Source organism: Amphibacillus cookii (assembly GCF_016908375.1).
Classification (GTDB): Bacteria; Bacillota; Bacilli; order Bacillales; family Amphibacillaceae; genus Amphibacillus_C; species Amphibacillus_C cookii.
Genome location: NZ_JAFBDS010000002.1, coordinates 334,460 through 353,600 on the forward strand (window position 1 = coordinate 334,460; position 19,141 = coordinate 353,600).

The following is a 19,141-nucleotide window of genomic DNA, read 5'->3' on the forward strand; positions in this document are numbered from 1 at the left end:
AGAGAATAAAGTGCGAAAAAAATATGCATTAGTCGGTACAGGTGGAAGAGCAGAATTCTTTTATGGTGCAATCGCTCAAGATTTTCAGAAAACATGTGAATTGGTAGCTTTTTGTGATAGCAACCTTACCAGACAGCATTATGCTAATCGGCTACTCCAGGAAAAATATCAGCATAAAGCAATAGCAATATATTCAGCTAATCAATTCGAGAAAATGATTAACGATAACAAACCAGATATTGTGATTGTAACGTCGATTGATCGTACACATCATACATATATTATAAAAGCACTTGAACTTGGTTGCGATGTGATTACAGAAAAGCCAATTACAATCGATCACGACAAGGCAAAGGCAATAGCAGACGCAGTGGAACGAACAAATGGGGAGATCAGGGTTGCCTTTAATTATCGCTATGCTCCCCATCATACAAAACTTCGGGAACTCATTCAAAATGATACCATTGGCCAAGTCTTTTCTGTACATTTTGAGTGGGCACTAGATACTCAGCATGGTGCTGATTATTTTCGGCGTTGGCATCGAAATAAAGCAAATAGTGGTGGATTGTTAGTTCATAAATCAACCCATCATTTTGACTTAGTTAATTTTTGGTTAGGTACACGCCCTGAAACCGTTTATGCAGCTGGAGGATTGCGCTTTTATGGTAAAGAAAATGCTGAAGAACGAGGGGAACGGCATTTTTATCAACGTGCATACCAAAATAAGCATGCTGAGTCAGACCCTTTTGCACTTGATATATCAACGAATCAACATTTAAAGGCGATGTATTTGGATGCAGAAGAAGAAGATGGCTACCAAAGAGATCAAAGTGTGTTTGGAGATGGCATTGATATTGAGGATACTCTTGCAGTACTCGTTACTTATCAAAACAAAGCTGTTCTAACATATTCACTTAATGCTTATTTACCATGGGAAGGATTTAGTGTTGCACTAAACGGTAGCAAAGGAAGAATTGAGTTAATGGTTAAGGAACGGTCTTATATTAACTCTAGTGGAAAAAAACGAGAAGAAGGTCAAGCTGAACGTATTGCCTTGCGTGTGCTCCCTATGTTTGATAAGCCCTATGATGTGCCTATTAAAATGGCAAGTGGAGGACATGGCGGTGGAGATCAAATATTGTTGGAAGATTTATTTGGAGAAGAGAAAATAGATCCATTTAAACGAGCAGCTACACATATCGATGGCATTCAGTCAATTATGACTGGTATTGCAGGTAATCACTCATTAAAAACCGGTTTGCCTGTGAAAATTGATGATCTGCTTAAGTTGCCCAGCCAAAAGGAACTTAAGTAAATATCTTGTATTATTAGAAATTAGACTGAGACAGTACAATCAAAACGAATGATCCCTTTATATATTGAGGTTCTTTGTCAAATGACGTTGGTGAGAATTTTTGCTGGCAATTTTATAGATGAATTTCACAAATATTCAAGTCGGATTATGCTGCTTGAATGTTTGTTTGGTTAGGTGCATTTTGGACTGATTTCGATTCAATAGATCTTAACTTAATTTGAATGTCTATCTACACGTAAATTCATACGGGTTCGGTCAGGAAGTGATGAGACTCCGGCAGGAATAGCACGGAGACTACTGAAAAAGTGATATTTTTCTCCCGTAATAATAAAATAAAAAAAATGAGCGTAATCCTCATTATAAAAGTGAGAAATTACGCTTGTTTTTCAGAGTATAGAGACTCTATTTTATCTCTTTTTCATTGATTAGCTTGATCATTCGTTTCATATTAACGACGAAGATGGTGGCAGCTCCTTGCATTTTCATGCCAAACAGACCTAAGGTAATCGCTTTTTCATACCCGTGTCTATTTTTCAACTCTGCATTTTTTGCTTCTATTTTATATCTTGATGCAGCTAACTCTTTAAATTCTTTTGTCTCTTGGAATGCCTCTTGTTCCACATGTTCTGTTGATTTTATTGTTATTGAATAGGATTTTGTTTTGGCCCCTTCTCGATAACAACCTTCACGCAACGGACACACTTTACATTGCTTCACATCGAAAAAATATTTTAGTTGTGGGTTTTGAGTGGTTGAATGCCGATGTTTCATTCCCTTTCTGGTTGCTAGATGCCCAGCTGGACAGACAGACATCCCCGCATCTTTATTAAACTGAAATGTTGTTTCTTCTGTTCGTGTCCCGTTTGATATCACTGGATGGAGTCAACAAGATCGTGCATTTGACGAAGAAAGTTGTCTTTTGGAATAAGCGCATCATAAAGTTGCGTATAAGGACTTAACGAAAGGGATGTTTGTTGTTTTAACATCATTTTCACCGCTCTTTTCTTATTACTTCTCTTTCTATTATACCAAAAAAAAGAGATTAAAACGGATTATTGTAAGGTGTTTAGTAAGATTAGATCGCTAATAAAACGGAAGTGAAAGACGACGACTCCAGCGGGAATAGCACGCGTCCGAAGATCCACTCATGTGCGCGTTTGGTGCGCACATGAGTTAGCTGAAGCCGTGCCTGCGGAAAGCGAATTACTGGATGACCGAACCCATTTCTATTTTCAGAGAAATAGAAAAGACCTTAGCGAAAGTCTACCCCATTTCAAAACGCATGAAATGGAGAATTCCCTTCACCAACGTCAAATAGTATACAACCTATATTGAATGGATCATTCGTTTTATTATGCTAGACGCTAACTCGTAGAGGAAAAAGGTAGTTTATCGAAGTTCATTTCGATATTTTCCAGGTGTAAGGCCTTCAATTCGCCGAAAGGACCTTATGAAATTTTGTGAGTTATTATATTTTAGTTTAGCAGCAATTTCTTTAACTGATAAGTTAGTTTCAGCTAACCACTCTTTAGCTTTTGCAATACGATAAAGTAATAAATATTCACTAAACGACCGCTGGGTTTCTTTTTGAAAGATGTTACTTAAGTAATTTGGATTATAATGTAATTTTGATGCAATTATATCTAAGGAAATATCTTGATCAAACTCATCTTGGATGATTTGAATAATTTTTTCAGACAATGTTTTATCTTCTGATTTTGTCCTAGCTTCGATTTTTTCAATTAAAGGATAAATGAATGTTTGAGTAAACCAATCCTTTATATCTGCCAACGTTTTGAGTTCAAAGAACTCAGTTAAGAATGCTTGATTATCTTCTTGTTCTAATTCAACACCTAAGACTTGTTTTAATTCGATGAGATCATAAAGGAAACGGGTTAAGATGATTTGATAGTAATTATGATGATGATCTTCTCTATTAATATACGTAAATAGTTTTTCTAATTCATGATCGGCTTTGGTTCGGTTGGCCAACTTAATGGCATCAAATAGTTTATATTTAATATTTTTCGGATAATCAATGAAAAGTTGACCACTTCTATTTAAATTATCGAAAAAAATCACCGATTCAGCTCCTACTTTAATTCGATATTTTAGTGCCTCAATGCTTTCATGATAAGCTTCTTTAGCCTCAATTAAATCTTTAAATGGTTGACTAATTCCAATGCTAATTGATAAACCAAAGATTCGCTTCACTTCTTTTTGAATATAGTTAGCCTTGTCATTAATGAAGCGCATATATTGCTGGTAATCATCATTATTGTTAATCAGAATCGTCGATTGGGTATGATTAATCACAACAGGTGTCAAACGCTTTTGACTATCAATGAGATCTTCAATAATATTATTAATTGCAAACAAAAGTAAGTCACTGTTACTTTTATCAAAAGAATGATTTTTTAATGTATCGATCTGTAAAGATAAAAGGGTAAGTTGTTTCCACACTCTTGGATAATTAAATGCCTTTAATTTAATCGGAATTTCATTTGCAGTAACTTTCCCTTGTAAAAGCCGAATGATAAAGAGCTGCTTAAGCTGACTAACTTGATTTTGCATCCTCACTTCTAAATGCTTGTTCTTATTAAGAAGTTGATTAATATGTGTTTCAATTAAACTAAATTCATTTTGATTCACTAACGACTGCTGTTGATGCTCCTCATTCGATTGTGAAACGAGCTCGTGAATGCGACGAATGGGTCGGTAAAGCTTTTTACTGCTAAGAATTGAGGCGATCAAGGACAACAGGAGAAGTATAGAGCAAATAATAAATGTTATCCAACCAATTGAACTGGAACGCTTGTTTAAATCACTTACTTTCACTAAAGAGAGATAAGTCCAATTGTTATAATCAGAATGAAGGTAAGTTACCTTATATGGTATATCATCAATAATATGATCAAATTGTCCTTCTTTTGCCTGGGATCTAATAGATGTGATAATTTGTTCAGGCATGGTAAAATTATCACCTATATAATTTGAATTAGAATGCGAGATAATTTGGTTGGCTTCATCTAAAATGAGAAAAGATTCAGCATCAACGCGTCTTTCCATGATTTCAGTCAGCGCACTACTTGGAATAAATACGGTAATAAGTCCGGTTTTTTCAGATGCTAATAAAGGTAACTTCTTTGCTAGATTGATATAATGTGAGCTTCGATGTTGCACAGTATGGGGCAAGCTAATTGTCTCATACTCTTCTAGTATCCATGTCGAATTGTCAGCTAATGAGAGATAATGATTGGTAATGGATTCCTTTGTTGATTGATCGATGTGCATCAGTCCATTATTGTTAATAAGCCAACCCTGTTCAAGACTGACGAGCACAATATCTTCAATACCCGTATCTAGTGTTTGGAGATGATTTAAATCTCTTTTTATCGTATCATAATCAGAAAAAGTTTCAGCTGATATTGACTCATGAATATATTGTTGCAATTGTGAGGTGCGGACAAAGTAAGTGATTGAGTGATCAATATTTTTTAAAACTTGTTCTACGTTTGTTTGAATTTGATAAATATTTTGCATCTTCTCTTGATTTGAATAATTTTGAATCGCTTGAGAGGATTGCCAATAAGAGAGAGCTCCCGTTATAATGACAGGAACAGTGCTGATCATTAATATAACGATCATCATTTTATAATAATGTTTAATTCGGCACCATTTCATGTTATCTACTCCTACACTTCAATTTTATTGACTAAGTATCAATTAAGAAAAGTTATAGTTAAGCTGACTTAACGGTTGTTTCCTGAGTCTGTAGGTTGTTAAAACTAAATTGAGCAAAAAAATCAACAATTGAAGCGCTTACACTAAAGCTAAAAAATAATATTATACCAGGAAATTTCATTGAAAGATAATAAAATCCTAATAGACTTACAACCATTGCTGTTGTATGAAGTATGTTAGCTAAGCCAATATGAATCGAATACGCTAAGTAACGCTTAAAAGTAAATTGATAGTGAACATAAACAGGGGCAATATAAAGCATTAAAATGATATATAGGGAAAGTGCAATAAAAGTAATCGCTAAGAAAAAAGGATATAAGCTAGTCTCTCTAATCAAACCTGCATAGGCGATATTACTATATAAGAGAACAGCGAAAACAAGAAGGACCGCCATTAGAGTATTACTTTTAATAAATTCTTGTTTATACGTGTAATAAAAAGTTTGAAAAATTGAGTCATCACTATTTTGGTGCAACCACTTTCGAATAACGGTAAACATACTTATTGTAGCAGGCATTATTCCAAATATAACCCCGCCTAATAAAACAAAAGCAACCCATAATAAATTAATATAGGCATAACGACTAATGATCACTGCAACATGATTAATGATACTTAATAAACGTTTGGTTTCCATTATATTCACCTACTATTTTATAAGATATCTATCGACATTATTATAACACTTCTGTATGATTATGGTAGAAAACTTCGGTAAATATTAATAATCATTAGTTAAGAACATTTGAAAGCGATTATCCTATATAATGATTATTCTAATGAATCATCATTGTTTGACTGATAAATAATTAATGATGTGAATGATTTATCATAATAAACCAACATATGTAAAAGTGATTATATACGAAATCAGGCTATTGCACTAATATTTACTATGCAATAGATTTTAAATTTGATTTGGAGGGTTGTAATGATGTTAAGTTGTCGTAAATTTGTAATGGGGTTAATGTTCGTGATGTTGGCAATGATTCTTTTAGCTTGCAATAATGAAAGCGCTTCCTCGAATGAGGTGGAAGGCGGTAATGATGAAGACCAGAGTATGGATGTTGGAGAAGGGGATCAAGAGCCATTTGCATTTACGATCATGGCTAATCTTCACACACCGGAAGTGCCAGCAGAGACGGTCTTAGAAGAAATAGAGCAGTTAACGAATACAGAAATAGAGATTCAATGGGTACCAGACAATAATTATGAAGATCGTTTGAATACGGCATTTGCTACGAATACACTACCCGAAGCAGTTTTTTTGAAAAATCAAAGCACATTTATTCAATTTCGTGACGCCATCCAAGATGGACAATTTTGGGAATTAGACCCGTATTTGGATCAATTTGAGAATTTACAGAAATTAAAAGATAATGTTCAGGATAATACACGAGTTGATGGGAAGTTGTATACGCTTTATCAGGGGCGTCCACTATCTAGACAAGGGATAATTTACCGCAAGGATTGGGCGGATTATTTGGGATTAGAAGCCCCAACCACCACAGAAGAATTTTTTGAAATGGCAAGAGCATTCACAGAAGATGACCCGAATCAGAGTGGTAGTGATAACACTTTTGGGATTACCGATCGTAATGACTTGATTTATGGTGCGTTTAAGACCATTGCTTCATGGTTTAACACGCCTAATAATTGGGGAGAACGTGAAGGGGAACTTTTGCCGGAATTTATGTTTGATGAGTATTTTGAGACAATGGAATATTTTAAAGCATTACATGAAAACGGTTATATAAATCAGGACTTTCCTGTAACAAGCAAAGTAGACCAGCAAGAATTTTTTAAAAATGGCTCTGCTGGCATTTATATAGGATCGATGGGGGATGTCGTTAGTATATACAGTGACGCGGTGACGATAAACCCTGATGTTGAACTAGATGTTCATAATTATGTGGAAGGACCGACAGGGGAGTATGGTATTTGGTCTATTCCAGGCTATGGTAATTTGGTCATGTTTCCAAAAAGCTCAGTTGAAACTGAAGAGGAGTTATTAAAAATATTGGGTTTCTTTGATCAAATGATGACACCTGAAGTCATGAATTATGCGTATTGGGGAATAGAAGACGTCCATTATGAAGTCATTGATGGGCAAGCATTACCGGTTGATGATACAGCATTGCTCGATCGTGAAGTTAGACCTTATCAAGCAATAGAAGTTGGTGAAGCTGAAACAAATGGTCGCTACGAAGGTTACTTCGATTATGAACCAAAAGCAAAATCTGAAGATTTATTTATTGATAATGAAAATTATTTAATAGAAGATCCGACAGTACCGCTTTATTCTGAGACGTTTACCAGAGATGGTGCAAGACTGGAACAAATTATTACAGATGCCACCTATCAGTATATTTTAGGCCAAATTGATCAAGCAGGTTTTGACGCCGCAGTAGAAAATTGGAAATCTCAAGGTGGTCAACAAATCATTGATGAATTTAATGAAAATTACAGCAATTAAGAAATGATTGAAATGCCTGTCTTCCTATTAAGACAGGCGTTTTATCCCTATATAGCCGTAGGGGGATAGGATAATCATTAGCACATATTAAAGAGAAAAATCGCTAAATTCCGAAATTAGAGGCATCAAACTTATAAAATGATTATTTACTGTTATGGTGGGATCATTTAACTTTATCTTAAAGCTATATCTTTTATCAAAAGAAAGAAGAGAGGTTTTGCTTATGAGTAGTATTGTAGTACCAAAGTTAAAAGCCAAAAAAAAACTTAGTGCTGTTGATCGAAAGAGAAGGCGCTCAGAATTATGGAGACGAATCAAGCGAAATAAAATGATTTACTTGATGATTTTGCCTGGCATTATTTATTTTCTTGTGTATAGGTACCTTCCTATGTATGGTTTAATCATTTCTTTTCAAGATTACAAACCTTATTTAGGAATAACAGGTAGCCCTTGGGTAGGATTCACCCATTTTGAGCGTTTATTTACAAGTCCTGAATTTTGGACGATTTTTAGGAATACGTTAATTTTGTTTGCTTTACAAATTTTTGTTTATTTCCCTATCCCTATAATTATTTCCTTGATGTTAAATGAAGTACGTCATTCTTTATACAAGCGTGGAATCCAAACCTTGATTTATATCCCGCATTTTATGTCTTGGGTGGTTATCGTATCGATTAGCTTTGTGATGTTGACACTTGATGGTGGGATTATTAACTCTGTTCTAGAGAGCTTAGGCTTCACCAAGATAAATTTTTTAATGAGTGCTGAGTGGTTCAGGCCGATTTATATTATTCAAGTCATTTGGCGCGAAGCAGGCTGGGGTACCATCGTTTTCCTTGCAGCTATAACAGCGGTTGATCCACAATTATATGAAGCGGCAAAGATTGATGGCGCTAATCGTTTCCGGCAAATCTGGCACATTACCTTGCCAGCGATTCGAAGTGTAATTATCGTTTTACTTATTCTTAAAATTGGGAATGTACTTGAATTAGGCTTTGAACATGTTTATCTCTTATTAAATGCGTCGAATCGTAATGTCGGTGAAATTTTTGATACTTATGTCTATGTGGCTGGACTTCAACAAGGACAATTTAGTTATAGTGCAGCTGTTGGCTTCTTTAAAGGGGTGGTCGGTTTAATTATGGTAGTAATTGCGAACCGCCTTGCTAAGGCATTCAATGAAGAAGGGATTTATTAATTTATATCAAGCTGAGGTGAAGAAAATGAAACAAAAAAATCAAGCAACTCGAATCTCTGTAGGGAGTAAAGTTTTCGATGTCATAAATTATACTTTACTTGGATTAATTGGCTTAATAACCATTTTACCATTTATCCATGTGGTTGGTAGTTCATTTGCCACGAGTGCCGAAATAGCCAGTACCCGTTTTTTATTATTTCCGACAAAGTTTACGCTTGATGCTTATCGTTTTATCTTTTCCACAGATACGATTTTTAGAGCATTAGGTATATCAGTATTTGTCACATTTGTTGGGACGATTTGGAGCATGTTTTTCTCGATATTGACTGCTTATGGGTTGTCTAGGCGTGATCTTGTTGGACGTCGAGCGTTAAATTTTTTAATTGTGTTTACGATGTTATTTAACGGTGGGATGATCCCGACATTCCTCGTCGTTCAACAAACCGGTTTACTAAATTCTTTGTGGGCACTTATAATTCCAGTGACAATCAATGCGTTTAATATGATTATATTACGTAGCTTTTTTATGAACTTACCACAGGGACTAGAAGAGTCAGCAAAAATAGATGGGGCCAGTGATTTTGGTATTTTGTTCCGTATTGTAATTCCCGTCTCACTACCATCAATTGCGACAATATCACTATTTTATGCGGTAACATATTGGAATACTTATATGCATGCGATTCTTTATTTAAGTGATTCGACCAAATGGCCAGTTCAAGTTTTACTTCGTCAAATTGTCGTATTAGCAAGTGGGTTTAACTATGATGGTACGGCTTATACTGATGTGCCACCGCCAGAAGTTACGATTAAAATGGCCACCATTGTTGTTGCTACCGTGCCCGTTTTATTGGTATATCCATTTTTGCAAAAATACTTTGCTAAAGGGGCCTTACTCGGTTCGGTGAAAGGTTAGTTCAGAGAAATATGGCTGAGGAGGGAATAGAATGTTTGATTATATGGCAACAGATTTTAATATTATTGGTGATAATCAGACAGATAATACAGACGCAATAGCATGGTTAATTGATAAATGTGAAAAAGGTGGAGGAGGAACGATATACTTCCCTCCAGGCATTTATCGCACCGGTCCAATAAAGATGAAAAGTTATCTAACATTATATTTAAGTGCTGGGGCTAAGTTATTATTTGATGATAATTTTAACCGTTATCATCCCGTATATACAAGGTGGTCTGGCTATCAGTGCTATGCCTTTTCACCTCTTTTATATGGAGAAAATCTTGAGTATATCACAATCAAAGGTGAAGGCGTGATTGATGGCCAAGGTAAGAACTGGTGGTTAATTAATCAATTGCTCAAAACGGGCGCCTCCTATCAGAATCAGGTGACAAAACGATTAAATCAATTAAATCAAGATTTCACAGAACCGAACCAAACGAATATCGTTGAATGGCCTTCTCAATTTTTAAGACCAGCTCTTTTACAGTTGAACCATTGTAAACATGTAAAGTTAGAAGGCATCACATTACAAAATTCACCATTTTGGAATACACATCTGTTGTATTGTGATCAAGTCATCGTCGATGGACTAACAATATATAATCCTAAAGATACGCCAAATGGTGATGGTTTAGATATTGATTCCTGCCAACATGTGCGGATATCAAATTGTCACTTTGATGTGGGCGATGATTGTATTGCAGTTAAGTCTGGCATTAATGAAGACGGTCGGAAGATAGCGATACCTTCACAACACATTGCCATTAGTAACTGCACCATGATTCATGGTCATGGTGGGGTTGTATTAGGCAGTGAAAATTCGGGAGGAATAAAGAATGTCACGATTAGTAACTGTATTTTTGTTGGTACCGATCGGGGGATTCGATTGAAAACAAATCGTGCGAGAGGCAGTTATATTAAGCAGGTTTTGGTTAACAACATTATCATGGAAAATTGTTTGTGCCCGATAGCGATAAATGCTTTTTATCGATACGGTGTCAATAGTGAAGATCCATTAATGACTATTGATCAACCGATACCTATAACTGAACGAACGCCTGAAATTGAGGATATTAAGCTAACGGATATTCTAGCTAAAGGAGTAAGGGCGGCGGCTGGATTTATTTATGGTCTACCAGAAATGCCGATAAAAAACATCACATTGTCCAATATCACTATTGATATGGCATTAGCTGATGATGTAGAAGGTGGTGAACCTGATATGATTAAGGAGCCGATGATTGTTGCAGGTTCGGGCATTTATGGGAAATATGTTAAGGACTTTACATGTAGAGATTTACTGATAAATACAAAAAACGGACCTGCTCTTGAGGTTATTAGTGGCGAGAATATTACTTTAATGAATTTTCAAACAAATAACAAGCATGAATCAGTTCCTGTTGTTTCATTCCAATCGGTGTCAAATTATACAGTTGAAGGCCAACAATATGAGCAACTCGGTCAAATGTATATCGAGTTAAATGAACGAAAGGATGGATAAAATGAAAACGTTTAAAAATCCGATTTTACCGGGTTTTTATCCAGACCCTTCGATCTGCAGAGTAGGCGAAGATTATTATCTTGTTACATCAACGTTTGAATATTTTCCTGGTGTTCCGATTTTTCATAGCAAGGATTTAGTTCATTGGAAACAGATAGGTCATATTTTGGATCGTCCTAGTCAATTAAACTTAGATTGCACGCCATGCTCCAAAGGGATATACGCCCCAACGATTCGTTATAATGATGGAATCTTTTATATGATTACAACTTTCGTAGAAAGCCAATGTGGTGAACGGCGAAACTTTTACGTTACCGCTACTGATCCAGCTGGTGATTGGTCAGATCCGATTTGGTTAAAAGGCGCTCCTGGTATTGATCCATCATTGTTTTTCGACGATGATGGTAAAGCTTATTACACAGGTAATCGCGTACCACCAGATGGTCAAGATTATTCAAAGCATAATCAAATCTGGCTACAAGAGCTTGATACCAATAAAAATATGCTAATAGGTACGAGCTATGGATTGTGGGACGGGGCGTTAAAAAATGCTCATGCCCAAGAAGCACCACATCTCTATAAACGAAATGGCTATTATTATTTATTAATTGCAGAAGGCGGTACAGGATTCACCCATGCTGTGACGATTGCTAGAAGTCGATCGATAACAGGTCCTTATCAATCCGCTAAAACAAATCCAATTTTAACTCACCGTCATTTAGGCAGGGATTACCCGATAAGTAACGTCGGTCATGCGGATTTCGTAGAAACACAAAACGGTGACTGGTGGCTTGTTTGTTTAGCATCACGTCCTTATGGTGGCTTTTACAGAAATTTAGGTCGGGAGTCTTTTCTAGCGCCCGTAAGTTGGGAAGATGATTGGCCCGTAGTTAATCCGGGTAGGGGTGTGATTGATCCGGTTATGACTTTTCCAAGACTACCAAAACACCAATGGTCGAGTATGCCAGCATGTGACCATTTTGAAAGTGAGACTTTAGCTGATTGTTGGAATTTTATTCGTACCCCTCGGGGTCAATTCTGGTCATTAACAGAACGACCAGGTTATTTACGTCTCAAAGCTAAGTCAATCAAACTAACGGAAGAAGCTAACCCAGCTTTTATTGGTCGACGCCAACAACATATTTGTTTTAGTGCACAAACGAAGATGGAATACGTGCCAAGTCAAGAACGTGAATCAGCAGGTATTGTCCTATTACAGAATCATGATTATCATTTTCGATTTGAATATATCCAAATCGATCAACAATCATACTTAATGTTAATGCGACGGGAAGCGGGAGTTGATCAATGTCTAGCTAAAGTAACACTAAACCTATCTACGCTTTATTTAAAAGTAGAGGCAGATCAACAACGTTATTCTTTTTACTATGCATTACAACTGAATAAATGGGTTTGCTTGGCTGATACTGATGGAACCATTTTAAGTACCGATAAAGCGGGTGGTTTTGTCGGGACGTATATTGGTTTGTATATTAGCGGGAATGGCTACGATTCTGATAATTGGGCAGATTTTGATTGGTTCGAATATAGCGCAATACATGATAAAGAGGGGGTATAAACATGAATGCATTTCAAGAAAAAACGGCTCTTGAATGGGCAGAATTAGCTTGTCGCAGCCTAATGAACAAATACGATTCAATTGAATTACCGCCTAAAAATCGTTGGCATTATCACCAAGGTGTATTCCTTTGGAGTATGTTAGATGTTTGGGAACATACTGATAATAACGATTATTATCAGTATGTTAAACGATATGTTGATGGATTGATTGATGCATCCGGTAATTTTTTATTCGCCCGAGGTGAACTCGATGCTATTCAAGCAGGTCTTTTATTATTTCCATTATATAAAGAAACAAACGACAAACGTTACTTTATCGCAGCTTCCAAGTTAAGACATCTATTAAACACTTTAAATCAGACGAAAGAAGGTGGTTTCTGGCATAAAGATCATTATCCTTACCAAATGTGGCTTGATGGTCTCTACATGGCAGGACCATTTGCAATTCAGTATGGTCAATGGTATGGAGAACCTGGATTAGTTGAATTGGTTCTTAAACAAGAACAATTAATGCGTAAATATACGAAAGACGTAAAGTCAGGTTTATATTATCATGGCTACGATGAAAGCAAATCAGCGATATGGGCAACTGAAGCGGGTCATGCCCCAGAAATTTGGGGGAGAGCATTAGGGTGGTATGCGATGGTATTAACGCTTTTTCTTGATTTACTACCAAATGATCATTCAGAGCGACCGGCGTTAAGGCGAGTCTTGGTTGAGTTAATCGAATCACTAATTAAATACCGCGATCAAGAATCAGGCTTATGGTATCAAGTGGTTGATAAAGGTGATCATCAGGATAACTGGCTGGAAGCTTCTTGTTCTTGTTTATTTATTTATACCATCGCAAAAGCGATAAAAAAAGGTTATATTGGCGAGGAATATGTGCCAATTGTTGATGAAAGCTATCAATGTCTGATTAAGGAAAAGATTGACTTTGATGAAAAAGGCCATTTATTATTGAAAGACATTTGCATTGGAACATCAATTGGAACGTATGATTACTATATTAATAGAGAAGTGTGTGTTAACGACTTACATGGGGTGGGTGCTTTTGTCTTAGCAAGTATTCAAATTGCACAGTTGCGTGTATGAAGCGGGCGTTTATCATGAAATTAACAAGTGTACTCTGTCTATGTATGATCGGATTATTCGGGTGTTCAGAACAGGACGTTCAACATGTTTTACTATTTACTGAACTGGATCATATTAGTCAAGAAGAAGTGATTGAGGCATGGACAAATGATCGATCGCTACAAACACCAGTAGTTGATTTAAATGTAGAGATTATTCCACCTGTCTATGAACGTTTAATTATGGAAATTGCTGCTCATAATGGTGATTTACTTATTATCGATACCGCATTGCTTACGCCGACCATTTTAGATCCGGAAGGTCTTGTTCCATTGGATGAAATTGTTAATCAAGAACAATTAACAGAATCCTTTACGGCCTATCACAAGGTGGAAAATACAAATCATATCTATGGCATTCAACTGCTAACGGAGGATCTTATTCCGTCAATCAAGGAACCAAAGGAGTGGGTGGCTCTTATTCCAATCTATGTTAATGATGTTAATCAATCGAAACAATTGCTAGTATCTTGGTTAGAATAAGAGAGTAAAGGGGAGGGAAACGGTGAATGTTTTTTTAATCGGTGATTCTACTGTATCTGATTATCCTGATGATCAATATCCACAAACAGGTTGGGGGCAAGTTCTTGACTCGTTCTTTAATGATGAAGTGGACGTTCATAACTATGCTAAGTCAGGTGCGAGTACAAAAAGTTTTATAAGTGAAGGCAGATTTTCTCAAGTAGAAGCAGCGTTAGAAAAAGGCGATTATTTATTTATTCAATTTGGTCACAATGACCAAAAGCAAGATCAAGAACGACATACTAAACCTTACCTCGATTATACAGCTAATTTAACCTATTTTGTGAAATCTGCAATCAAGAAAGGTGCGAAACCAATTTTAGTCACACCGGTAGCAAGAAGACAATTTAGCCAGTTAGGGAACGTAATAGATAGCCATGGTGATTATACGAAGGCAGTCCGTGAATTAGCTATAACCTTATCAGTACCGCTAATTGATTTGGCCAAACGAAGTGCTAATCTTTATGAAAGGTATGGAATTGAACAATCTAAATTACTGTTTTTATGGATTGAGCAAGGTCTCTATAATTATTTTCCAGAGGGGAAAAGTGATAATACACACTTTTCTCTAGAAGGGGCAAAGCAAATCGCTCAATTAGTCATTGACGAACTTAAGTTATTAACTATTCCTTTAATTAAATACTTAAAGCTTTGGAATGAAAAGCCAGTATTTATTCCGTTTTCGATTGATGAACCGATCATCCCTGCGTATACTTGTTTCTTATCGGATTTTGGGGGGATAGCTGATGGTATCCATGATAATACTAAAGCTTTCCATCAAGCGATAAGTCATTGTGATCAGCAAGGTGGTGGCAAGATTATCATTGAGGATGGGATTTGGCTAACGGGACCCCTTAAATTGAAATCAAAGATTGAATTACATTTAAAACCAGGTGCAATTATTACCTTTTCACCGATTCTGGAAGACTATCCATTAATTAAATCGAGCTTTGAAGGTCAAGAAATGATGAGGTGTCAAGCGCCTATCGATGGTGAAGATTTATCAGATATTGCGATCACTGGGACGGGTATAATAGATGGAACGGGTCAATATTGGCGGCCAACAGAGAAAGCGAGAAATGGCGCACGTTTGTTGGAGAATCAAGTGCTATCACAATCGCTGACAGAATTAGACTATCAACAAATTAGGGATTATCTCCGCCCTAACTTGGTTAGCATCAGACGATCTAAACGGATCAAATTAAAAGATGTTACATTTCAAAATGCACCCGCATGGACGATTCATCCGTGGTGCTGTCAAAATGTTGTTATAGAAGGCGTTAAGATACGTAACCCTTGGTATGCACAAAATGGAGATGGTCTTGATATTGAATCTTGTTGCTATGTATATGTGAATCATTGTCAATTTGATGTTGGTGATGATGCGATTTGTCTGAAAGCGGGTAGAGAAGCTGATAAAAAGCAAATGCCTTGTCAACATGTCTTAATTGAAAACTGTCGTGTTTTTCATGGTCATGGTGGTTTTGTGATTGGTAGTGAAATGTCAGGAGACGTAAGAGATGTTAAAGTGCGTTCATGTCAGTTCATTGGAACAGATAAAGGGATTCGTATCAAATCGAAGAAAGGGAGAGGAGGTGTCATTGAATATATTCAACTTGAAAAAATCAACATGTTTAATATTGAAGGTGAAGCCATTAGTATTCGGATGGATTATACACATGAAAACGAACCAGCAGATCCAAGGCATAATCATCTTGTACCCTTAACTCGCCACATTTGGATGGAAGAAATTTTAGTGAGTGGTGCCAATAAGTTAGTAAACATGATTGGATTACCAGAACAACCATTAGTTGATATAACGATAAGAAAGCTGATTGGAACAGCTGATAAAGGGATCCAGTGCATAAATAGTCAATTTATTTCATTCATAGATATTAAAAGTTTTTTAAATACAACAACTTGGTGTAGTCTAATTGATGTTAACCATCTATCTATTGAATCGGTTACTGGCAACCTTGATCAATCCAACCAAATTGAAATAGCTGGTGAATCAAATCGAATAACCTATCCTCAAGTGTTTAAAACAAAATAAATCTATACGATTAAAATACTAATCTAGCACATGAATGCCGAGTATTTAATTCTGGTATCATTTTAACAGGGAAATGTACATCATTTTTATCATTTAATAAATTGATGAGATGTTTTACAATAGTTATAGCGAGCTTATCCATTGAAACGCCGACGGATGTTATCGGTTTTTCTAAGTGAGCCATTTGGGGGATATTGTCATAACCTATGATAGAGATGTCTTCTGGTATTGCGTACTGGTGTTCTTTTAAACCGCGAACAATACCACCACTCAATTCATAGCTTCCACTAATGATTGCACGCCCTAATTGCTTGTGGCTTAGACAATGTTTAATGGCTTGATACCCATTAAACCAATCTAAACCATGAGTATTAATGATGGCATGGTCTCCAATGGGAAGTCGATATTTTTCTAGTGCCTTGATAAATCCTTGCTGTTTCTCATATTGAAAAGGGTCATTTGAATCTAAGTCCCCGATAAATTGGAGGCGAGAATGACCGAGTTTAACTAAATGATCAACCGCTTTATCCATTGCTAAACGATGATTAGCATCAATGATAAGATAGGATTTATTGGGATGATATATGCCATAGGTAATAATAGGAATAGACAAAGAAAGAGGTGGTACGGGATCGACCCCTTCAAAAATAATTAAACCATCAACTTGAAAGCGCTTAAATGTATCGAACGCTTTCAGAAGTGAATCGACAGACAGAATCATAGTATATCCTTGCTTCTCTAATTCTTCTCGAATTAGACTAACTAGTCGAGCTGGAACAGTACGGGCAATAGTAGGCCAGATCAGACCAATGGTATTGGTGCGTTTTTTCACGAGGTGTTGGGCTGCAAAATTTGGTTGATAACCTAATGTGCGTGCAATTTCAATTATTTTAAGCTTTGTATCAGGTTTAACAAGTGGACTATCATTCAACGCTTTCGACACGGTTGAATAGCTAACGCCAGCTTGTTGAGCAATATCTTTTATCGTAATTCCCATGAAATCCACCTTCGCTTGTCCTTTTATCAACATCATTTAATGCTTATTTAGAACTTAATGTACCATAATCATCTAATAATTGCATCTATGACAGGTGTACATATAAAAAAGGAGTGTAATGGAATGAAACCATTTATGGATGAAGACTTTTTATTGAAAAATGAACTTGCTAAAGTACTATTTCATGATTACGCAAAAGCAATGCCTATTATTGATTATCATTGCCATTTAAGTCCTGCTGATATTTACTATAATCGTAGTTATGAAAACATAACAGAGGTATGGCTACACGGTGATCATTACAAATGGCGTGCGATGCGCGCAATGGGTATTGATGAGCTATATATAACTGGCGAGGCGAATGACTATGATAAATTTTGTGCTTGGGCCAAGACGGTTCCTCAATTAATTGGAAACCCACTGTATCATTGGACACACTTAGAATTGCAGCGTTTTTTTAATATACATGAGATACTAAATGAGCATACTGCCCCAGTCATATGGGAAAAAGCTAATCAACAATTAATTGAAGGACAATTAAAAGTTAGAAATCTTATTGAGATGTCAAAAGTTGAAGTTATTTGTACAACAGATGACCCCGTAGATGATTTACACTTTCATAATGAATTAATGAAAGATCACACGTTTGATGTAAGTGTAAGACCGAGCTTTCGTCCAGATAAGGCACTAGCCATTGAGACAAAGCATTTCTTGTCTTGGTTAGAGCAATTATCAAACATCACTAAAACAAAGATGACAACATTTCAAGATTTTTTGCATGCACTTGTAAAAAGAATTGATTATTTTCATCGTCATGGCTGTCGTTTATCAGATCATGCCTTAGATCAATTTAATGATGTGGAGGCAACAGAGCAAGAAGCTTCTCATGTATTTAATAAGGCATTAGCTCAAGAACAGATAGCTAAAGATGAAGCCGATCAATTTAAGTCATATGTACTAGCTTTCTTGGCCATGCATTATAAGCAGTATGGGTGGGCGATGCAATTGCATATCAACGCACTTAGAAACAATAATAACCGAATGCTAGATAAACTTGGTCCAGATACAGGTTATGACGCCATTAATGATCATCTTATTGCTAAGCCCCTTGTATCCTTTTTTGATCGTTTAGAAAAGGATGGACAATTACCTAAAACGATTGTTTACTCATTAAACCCCAATGATTTACCGATATTGGCAACGGTAATCGGTAGTTTCCAAGGGGAAGGCATAGCTGGAAAAATGCAATTAGGTACAGCATGGTGGTTTAATGATACAAAGCGCGGTATGCTTTCTCAAATGGAGACGTTAGCTAATGTGGGTGTTTTGGGGAGATTTATTGGTATGTTAACAGATTCAAGGAGTTTTCTCTCGTTTCCTAGACATGAATATTTTCGAAGAATCATGTGTCAGATGATTGCTCAATGGGTAGAAGATGGCGAATATCCAGAGGAAAAGGAACAACTCGGAAAAATAGTAAGAAATATCTGTTACAATAATGCCAAAAGATACTTTGAATTTTAATCAATTTATCAGGAGGCACTGGACAAAACAAATAGAATCAAAGGCGAATGTACCTGTTTTAATTGCAAGGGCATTCGTCTTTGTATTGAGCCAAACTTTTTCGTGTTTCTGTTATTAATGCTTGAAAGTTAACAAA

General features: G+C 36.2%; 13 protein-coding genes and 1 pseudogene. 10 read left to right on the plus strand and 4 right to left on the minus strand.

Annotation, left to right across the window (positions count from 1 at the left end; translation table 11 throughout):
• Positions 1–10: 10 nt before the first annotated feature.
• On the plus strand, positions 11–1,315 hold the full coding sequence (locus JOE23_RS04630) for a Gfo/Idh/MocA family oxidoreductase (protein ID WP_204436127.1): 1,305 nt from the start codon (positions 11–13) through the stop codon (positions 1,313–1,315).
• Positions 1,316–1,717: 402 nt separating this feature from the next.
• Here the strand turns inward: JOE23_RS04630 and JOE23_RS04635 are convergent.
• The 3 genes and pseudogenes from JOE23_RS04635 to JOE23_RS04645 all read right to left on the minus strand — a co-directional run.
• A pseudogene (locus JOE23_RS04635) lies at positions 1,718–2,197 on the minus strand (transposase); the annotation flags it as partial.
• Positions 2,198–2,704: 507 nt separating this feature from the next.
• The gene (locus tag JOE23_RS04640) at positions 2,705–4,999 is read right to left on the minus strand and encodes an AraC family transcriptional regulator (RefSeq protein WP_204436129.1); all 2,295 of its coding nucleotides are present in this window, start codon (positions 4,997–4,999) and stop codon (positions 2,705–2,707) included.
• Positions 5,000–5,057: 58 nt separating this feature from the next.
• Complete coding sequence (locus JOE23_RS04645) at positions 5,058–5,696, minus strand: YesL family protein (protein WP_204436130.1); 639 nt, start codon at positions 5,694–5,696, stop codon at positions 5,058–5,060.
• Positions 5,697–5,993: 297 nt separating this feature from the next.
• Between JOE23_RS04645 and JOE23_RS04650 the strand changes: the two genes are divergently transcribed.
• From JOE23_RS04650 to JOE23_RS18145, 8 genes are all read left to right on the plus strand, one after another.
• Positions 5,994–7,535, plus strand: coding sequence for an extracellular solute-binding protein (locus JOE23_RS04650; RefSeq protein WP_204436249.1), 1,542 nt, complete (start codon positions 5,994–5,996; stop codon positions 7,533–7,535).
• Positions 7,536–7,758: 223 nt separating this feature from the next.
• Entirely contained in the window at positions 7,759–8,733 is a 975-nt protein-coding gene (locus JOE23_RS04655; protein WP_204436131.1) for an ABC transporter permease, read from the plus strand.
• A 25-nt stretch (positions 8,734–8,758) separates the two neighbouring features.
• Complete coding sequence (locus JOE23_RS04660; RefSeq protein ID WP_026065200.1) at positions 8,759–9,649, plus strand: carbohydrate ABC transporter permease; 891 nt, start codon at positions 8,759–8,761, stop codon at positions 9,647–9,649.
• A 31-nt stretch (positions 9,650–9,680) separates the two neighbouring features.
• Positions 9,681–11,195, plus strand: a complete 1,515-nt coding sequence (locus JOE23_RS04665; protein ID WP_204436132.1) for a glycoside hydrolase family 28 protein — start codon at positions 9,681–9,683, stop codon at positions 11,193–11,195.
• A gap of 1 nt (position 11,196) precedes the next feature.
• Positions 11,197–12,774, plus strand: a complete 1,578-nt coding sequence (locus JOE23_RS04670) for a glycoside hydrolase family 43 protein (RefSeq protein WP_204436133.1) — start codon at positions 11,197–11,199, stop codon at positions 12,772–12,774.
• A gap of 2 nt (positions 12,775–12,776) precedes the next feature.
• Positions 12,777–13,871 (plus strand): glycoside hydrolase family 88/105 protein, encoded by a 1,095-nt coding sequence (locus JOE23_RS04675; protein WP_204436134.1) that lies wholly within the window; start codon positions 12,777–12,779, stop codon positions 13,869–13,871.
• 14 nt (positions 13,872–13,885) lie between these two features.
• Entirely contained in the window at positions 13,886–14,392 is a 507-nt protein-coding gene (locus JOE23_RS04680) for a hypothetical protein (protein ID WP_204436135.1), read from the plus strand.
• Positions 14,393–14,414: 22 nt separating this feature from the next.
• Positions 14,415–16,484: a glycosyl hydrolase family 28 protein gene (locus tag JOE23_RS18145; protein WP_204436136.1), complete on the plus strand. Its 2,070-nt coding sequence runs from the start codon at positions 14,415–14,417 to the stop codon at positions 16,482–16,484.
• Positions 16,485–16,494: 10 nt separating this feature from the next.
• On the opposite strand, the gene JOE23_RS04690 is transcribed toward JOE23_RS18145, so the two are convergent.
• On the minus strand, positions 16,495–17,481 hold the full coding sequence (locus tag JOE23_RS04690; RefSeq protein WP_204436137.1) for a LacI family DNA-binding transcriptional regulator: 987 nt from the start codon (positions 17,479–17,481) through the stop codon (positions 16,495–16,497).
• 123 nt (positions 17,482–17,604) lie between these two features.
• Between JOE23_RS04690 and uxaC the strand changes: the two genes are divergently transcribed.
• On the plus strand, positions 17,605–19,005 hold the full coding sequence (uxaC, locus tag JOE23_RS04695; RefSeq protein ID WP_204436138.1) for a glucuronate isomerase: 1,401 nt from the start codon (positions 17,605–17,607) through the stop codon (positions 19,003–19,005).
• The last annotated feature ends 136 nt before the right edge of the window (positions 19,006–19,141 follow it).